Raw genomic sequence first — 5,046 nt, forward strand, 5'->3', positions numbered from 1 at the left:
CCCCGCGGCCGTCCCGCCCCGCCGCTGGTGCGCCGCGACCTGTCGGCCCGGGCGCCCGCCGGGAGGGGGCCGGGGTGTGTTCCTCGCCACGGAGCGGTGGGGGCTCGGGCGGCTCCCGTTCGGTGCCTCCGCGCAGCTCACCGAGCCGGAACCGGTGTGTCCACCCACCCGGGTGAGACGCGTCCGCTCCGGGATGCGATGATGTCGGAAGCCAGGTCGCGGAACCCTTCGGCGGTCCTGGCGGGAGTTGCGCGGTGGACCTGCGGATCGGGTCCGCGGCCAGTACCGGGGTCCTGGTGAGGACCCGTTTTGACCCTTCCAGGCAGCGGCGGGTATCTTCTTCCGTTGTTGTGCGGTGTCCGGTGCGGGCTGCTACCCGCGTCCCTCGGTGCAGGACCCTGAATCACGGGCTGACCAGTCGAGGGCGACCGCCGCAGTAACATCCCGCAGCCAACCCGATGCGAACGACGACGAGGTAATCCTGTGCGCACGTACAGCCCGAAGCCCGGCGAGGTGGAGCGCGCCTGGCATGTGATCGATGCCGAGGATGTCGTGCTCGGCAGGCTTGCCACCCAGGCAGCCACCCTGCTGCGCGGCAAGCACAAGCCGATCTACGCCCCGCACATGGACACCGGCGACTTCGTTGTCGTCGTCAACGCCGAGAAGGTGGCGCTGACCGGCCACAAGCGCGACCAGAGCTTCGTGTACCGCCACAGCGGCCACCCGGGTGGTCTGCGCAAGCGCTCCTTCGGCGAGATGCTGGAGAAGCAGCCGGAGCGTCTCGTGGAGAAGTCCATCAAGGGCATGCTCCCGAAGAACCGGTTGGGCCGGGCGATGGCCCGCAAGCTCAAGGTGTACGCGGGCCCGCAGCACCCGCACGCTGCGCAGCAGCCGCAGCCCTTCCAGATCGGCAAGGTGGAGAAGTGACGACGGCGAACGAGCACCCCGAGAACGAGCTGGCCCCGGAGGTCGAGGTCCCGGTCGAGGACCAGGAGCAGGCTCTGGCCGACTTCGACGTGGCCGTGGACGAGCCGGAGGCCTACGACGAGGTGGCTGCTGCGCCGCTCGTGGCCGGCCCGGTGCAGACCGTCGGCCGCCGCAAGGAGGCCGTGGTTCGCGTGCGCCTGGTGCCCGGCACCGGTGGTTTCACCCTCAACGGCAAGAGCCTCGAGCAGTACTTCCCGAACAAGGTCCACCAGCAGATCATCAAGGAACCGCTGGTGACGACCGACAAGGTCGAGTCCTTCGACATCTTCGGGAACCTGCGTGGTGGCGGCCCCTCCGGTCAGGCCGGGGCGCTGCGCCTGGCCATCGCGCGTGCGCTCGTCGAGGCGGACGCGGACGACCGCCCGGCCCTGAAGAAGGCCGGCTTCCTGACCCGGGACGCCCGGGCCAAGGAGCGGAAGAAGTACGGTCTGAAGAAGGCCCGCAAGGCTCCGCAGTACAGCAAGCGCTGACCCCCGACCCGGTCAGCCCAACGCGCGGGAGCGGCTGTGCGTCCTCACACTGAGAACGCCGGCTGCTCCCGTCGCTGTTTCCGGAGGTCCTTCGGCCGACCGGACGCCGGGTCGGCGGAGCTCGGTCCCGTGGCGGGCCGAGGCGCGAGGACGGTCTCAGCAGCAGAAAGGTGCATCGACCATGGGCCGTTTGTTCGGGACCGACGGGCTGCGTGGCCTGGCCAACGCGGAACTCTCCCCGGAGCTCGCCATGTCGTTGGCGGTGGCTGCTGCCGACGTCCTGTTCGAGCAGACCGAGGGTGTCCGCCCCACCGCGGTGCTGGGTCGTGACCCGAGGGCGAGTGGCGAGATGCTGGAGGCGGCCGTGGCCGCCGGACTCGCCTCGGCCGGCGCGGACGTGCTGAGGGTCGGTGTCCTGCCCACCCCGGCCGTGGCGCACCTGGTCTCCGATCTCGGCGCGAGCTGCGGCGTGATGATCTCCGCCTCCCACAACCCCATGCCCGACAACGGGATCAAGCTCTTCGCGGCGGGCGGCACCAAGCTCCCCGACGAGGTGGAGGACCGGATCGCGGCCAGGATGGCCGGGGGCGGCGACGATCGTCCCGTCGGGGACCGGATCGGTCGGATCCGGGACGTGCCCGGGGCGTTGGACCGGTACCTGGACCACCTGCTGCTGGCCACGCCGCAGCGGCTGGAGGGCCTGCGCGTCGTGGTGGACTGCGCGCACGGCGCCGCCTCCACCGTCGCCCCCGAGGTGTACGAGCGGGCCGGTGCCGAGGTGATCGCGGTGAACGCGGACCCCGACGGCCTCAACATCAACGACGGGTGCGGGTCGACCCACATCGAGGTGGTGCGGGACGCCGTGCTCGAGTACGGCGCCGACCTGGGCATCGCCCACGACGGTGACGCCGACCGCTGCCTCGCGGTGGACGCCGACGGTCAGGTCGTCGACGGCGACCAGATCATGGCGATCCTGGCGGTGGCGATGAGCGAGTCCGGCGAGCTCGTCGACAACGTGCTGGTGACGACGGTCATGAGCAACCTCGGTCTGCACCTGGCGATGCGGGAACAGGGCGTCGACGTCCGCACGACCGCCGTGGGTGACCGCTACGTCCTGGCCGAGCTGCGCGCGGGCGGGTACGCGTTGGGCGGCGAGCAGTCCGGGCACGTGGTCCTCCCGGCGCACGCCACCACGGGCGACGGTCTGCTGACCGCGCTGCGGTTGATGGCCAGGGTGGTGGCGACCGGGCAACCGTTGTCGAAGCTGGCTGGCGTGATGCGCCGGCTGCCCCAGGTGTTGGTCAACGTGCGGGTGGGCGACAAGGCCGCCGTCGCCGCCGCCTCCTCGGTGGCCGAGGCGGTCGCCGAGGTGGAGCGCGAGCTCGGGGAGACCGGGCGGGTGCTGCTCCGACCCTCCGGAACCGAGCAGTTGGTGCGGGTGATGGTGGAGGCACCCAGCCACGAGACCGCCGAGGACGCCGCCCGCCGCCTCGCCGACGTCGTCGCCGCCGCCGGCTGACCTGGGCCGGCGGGACCCTGGTGAGCGGCTGACGGGTTGGAGGAGCCGGTCCCGGCCTTCCGACCCGAGCGCGCCCGTCGGGCCGGCTCCGCTCCCGCCAGCCCCGAACCTCGGCGACGGTGAGAGGGTCCAGGTCGTTCGCTTCCCGATGTCCTCGGTCGCGATCGACCGGCGCCGGGGTCGCTGGTAGTTCGGTAGCGGGAGCGCCATCAGCGCGGTTCCGCCGAGTCCTGGTGACCAGGACCTCCACCCGCCGGCACCCGTGCCGTGGCGAGGAGGGCACGTCCAGGCCGGCCTCGTAGCTTTCCGGAGCCTTCCTCCTGGCCCGCCGTGCGGCGGCCTGTTCGCCCGCCGACGAAGTCCCCTGGGCCGACACGGGCTTAAGCGGCGCTTTGGCGCCATCGCCTGGGGCGCGGTGGCCGAGGCGGGCGAATTCCCTGGTAGTGGTCACCGGCGCTGGTGGGCTCACGCGGTGTTCACACCTGCAAGGAGTAGCGGTAAGTCCACCCTGCGGTGCCGATCAGTCTGACACGATCGGGAACCAGGGAATGTTCACGCGCGTCGCACGTCACGCGGTGGTGCCGGACACCGACAGCGAGGCAGCAGGGGCTCCGGCAGGAGATAGGGGAGGCTGGTGCCAGTGGCCGCGGGCTACGGGACCGATACGGAAGCGATGTCGCAGGCAGCCCGGGGGATCGAGAGCGCGGCTGACGACGCGGAGTCGGTGCTCGAGGACACCGGGCCGGCGCAGGCCAGCGGGTTCGGGGTGGTCCACGTCGACCCGCCGCAACCCTACGCGGAGGGCGTGGGCGTCCTCGCCGAGAGCGGGGCCGCCTTCGTCGGGGTGCTGCGCGCCTTCGCCATGAACATCTCCGCGTCCGCCGAGGGGTACGCCGCTGACGACGCCGCCAACACCTCCACCGTCACCAACGCGGGAGGCAACCTGTGAGCGGGAACCGCGACTGGGCCGAGACCAAGGCGATCCTCGACGACCCCAACGTCGACCACGAGACGAAGCAGCAGCTGCTCCGGGCCTACCGGGACCACGTCGTCGTCAACCCCGATGCCGTGGACGTCTGCTACGCCAACGAGTCCGAGGAACTGGCGCGGTACCTCGACGAGTACGACGTCAAGGGCTTCGCGCTCGGCCATTACGCGAACGACCTCGACTCGGTGATGGACGAGGCCCGCGCGCAGCGGGACGACCGGGGTTGGCAGGAACAGCAGGCCCGCGAGGCGATCGACGAGGGGCAGCGCGATCTCGACCAGATCACGCCGCCGGGGCAGACCGGTGGGGTGGACACCTCGGACGAGGTGCTCGACCCCGGTGAGGTCGGGCTCCGCTTCTTCGACACCTTCGGTCAGCTCCTCGCGCGGTGCCCGGCCGACACCATCCCCTACGGTCTGCCCAGCGGAAACCCCTACCCGGAGATCCTGGAGCGCTACCGGGAGCAGAACGGCATCCAGTTCGGCAAGATGCGGGAGGACGCCGAGCGGCTCGCCGCCTCGCAGGCGGCGGTGGACGATGCCCTGTCGTCCGTGGACCGGAAGTTGGAGACCCTGTTCGGCACCTGGGACGGGGAGGCTGCCGACACCGCCCGCCAGCACCACGCCGACAAGATCAAGCCGAACGCGGTCGAGCTGTCCGAGGCGCTCGGTGGCGGCGCCGAGTTGCTGACCAGTTCAATGGACACGGTGCACGACCTGGTGGTCGGCAAGGCGCAGTACGCCCTGGACAGCCACACCGACACGATGGGCGCGGCCACCCACTGGATGGCCGAGAACATCATCGCGATCGCGGCGAAGGCGACCAGTGAGATCAGCGAGGACGAGGCCAGGGTCATCGCCCACTGGCTGGACCAGCAGACCGGGTCGAACGTCAGCAGTTACATCGACGGCGGCTTCTTCTGCCCCTGGGACGACGAGGCCAGGGAGTACACGCAGCGGGAGTGCCGGCGCTGGATCCGGGAGTCCTTCACCGCCGAGTACGAGATGCTCTACTCAGGCTTCCTGGACTACTGCGACACCGTGCGGGACTCGGTCGACGAGTCCTGGCGTGCCCTGACCGAC

Annotated in this window: 5 protein-coding genes; all 5 read left to right on the forward strand. The window is 70.9% G+C overall.

Annotated features, from left to right (window positions below; genetic code table 11):
* Positions 1-483 precede the first annotated feature (483 nt).
* Positions 484-927: a 50S ribosomal protein L13 gene (gene rplM / locus ACTIDRAF_RS0202765; RefSeq protein WP_016697193.1), complete on the forward strand. Its 444-nt coding sequence runs from the start codon at positions 484-486 to the stop codon at positions 925-927.
* Positions 928-1,001: 74 nt separating this feature from the next.
* Positions 1,002-1,457 (forward strand): 30S ribosomal protein S9, encoded by a 456-nt coding sequence (rpsI, locus tag ACTIDRAF_RS0202770; protein WP_425359115.1) that lies wholly within the window; start codon positions 1,002-1,004, stop codon positions 1,455-1,457.
* Between the two features lie 181 nt (positions 1,458-1,638).
* Entirely contained in the window at positions 1,639-2,976 is a 1,338-nt protein-coding gene (gene glmM / locus ACTIDRAF_RS0202775) for a phosphoglucosamine mutase (protein WP_016697195.1), read from the forward strand.
* 673 nt (positions 2,977-3,649) lie between these two features.
* Complete coding sequence (locus ACTIDRAF_RS0202780; protein WP_157162804.1) at positions 3,650-3,925, forward strand: hypothetical protein; 276 nt, start codon at positions 3,650-3,652, stop codon at positions 3,923-3,925.
* The coding region (locus ACTIDRAF_RS0202785; protein ID WP_016697197.1) for a WXG100 family type VII secretion target at positions 3,922-5,046 on the forward strand (1,125 nt) is incomplete at its 3' end. The genes ACTIDRAF_RS0202780 and ACTIDRAF_RS0202785, both read left to right, overlap by 4 nt.

Origin of the sequence: Actinoalloteichus spitiensis RMV-1378, assembly GCF_000239155.1 — a bacterium.
GTDB classification, from domain to species: domain Bacteria; phylum Actinomycetota; class Actinomycetes; order Mycobacteriales; family Pseudonocardiaceae; genus Actinoalloteichus_B; species Actinoalloteichus_B spitiensis.

What these genes read in the sequence shown, in the direction of transcription:
- glmM (WP_016697195.1), top strand. Translation starts at nt 1,639, where the DNA reads ATGGGCCGTTTGTTCGGGACCGACGGGCTGCGTGGCCTGGCCAACGCG.
- ACTIDRAF_RS0202780 (WP_157162804.1), top strand. Translation starts at nt 3,650, where the DNA reads ATGTCGCAGGCAGCCCGGGGGATCGAGAGCGCGGCTGACGACGCGGAG.